The organism is Brevibacillus sp. NRRL NRS-603, from assembly GCF_003013445.1.
GTDB lineage: Bacteria > Bacillota > Bacilli > Brevibacillales > Brevibacillaceae > Brevibacillus > Brevibacillus formosus.
Genome location: NZ_PXZN01000050.1, coordinates 1 through 967, shown reverse-complemented (window position 1 = coordinate 967; position 967 = coordinate 1). Strand labels below are relative to the sequence as shown.

The following is a 967-nucleotide window of genomic DNA, read 5'->3' as shown; positions in this document are numbered from 1 at the left end:
GCTCCGGTTGCTCCGGTTGCACCAGTTGCTCCTGTTAATCCCGTGGCTCCGGTGGCTCCTGCTGTTCCAGTTGTTCCAGTTGTTCCGGTGGCTCCAGTTGTTCCGGTTGTTCCAGTCCCTCCCGTTGTTCCAGCGGTTCCCGTTACTCCAGTTAATCCGGTCTCCCCTGTTGTCCCAGTTGTTCCGGTTGTTCCGGTCTCTCCAGTGGCTCCAGTTGTTCCGGTTGTTCCGGTTGTTCCGGTCTCTCCGGTTGCCCCGGTCTCTCCGGCTGGTCCAGTCTCTCCGGTTGTTCCGGTTGTTCCAGTCGCTCCAGTGGCTCCTGTGGCTCCGGCTGCCCCAGTTGTTCCGGTTGCTCCCGTTGCTCCAGTTGCTCCAGTCCCTCCCGTTGCTCCAGCGGTTCCCGTTACTCCAGTTGCTCCCGTTGCTCCAGTTGTTCCGGTCTCTCCGGTTGCCCCGGTCTCTCCTGTTGGTCCAGTCGCTCCGGTTGTTCCGGTGGCCCCAGTCGCTCCTGTTGGTCCAGTCGCTCCGGTCTCTCCAGTGGCTCCAGCCTCTCCTGTTGCTCCAGTTGTTCCTGTTACTCCGGTCTCTCCCGTTACTCCGGTTGCTCCCGTAACTCCGGTTGCTCCTGTTGTTCCAGTCGCTCCCGTTGCCCCGGTTGTTCCGGTTACTCCAGTTTCTCCGGTTGTTCCGGTTGCTCCGGTTGTTCCGGTTGTTCCTGTTGCTCCGGTCTCTCCGGCTGCCCCAGTCGCTCCGGTTGTTCCTGTTGCTCCAGTGGCTCCGGTCTCTCCGGTTGCTCCAGTAGTTCCGGTGGCTCCAGTTGCCCCTGTTTCTCCTGTTACTCCAGTGGCTCCGGTCTCTCCAGTCTCTCCGGTTGCCCCAGTCGCTCCAGCCTCTCCCGTTACTCCGGTTGTTCCGGTTGTTCCAGTCGCTCCCGTTGATCCGGCGGTTCCTGTTGCTCCGGTTGTTC

The 967-nt window shown here is 61.2% G+C and carries 1 protein-coding gene; it reads right to left on the bottom strand.

Features of this window, described 5'->3' with window-relative positions; genetic code table 11:
- Positions 1-967, bottom strand: a 967-nt coding sequence (locus C7R94_RS26615) for a hypothetical protein (RefSeq protein ID WP_199197967.1), incomplete at both ends; no start/stop codon positions are given.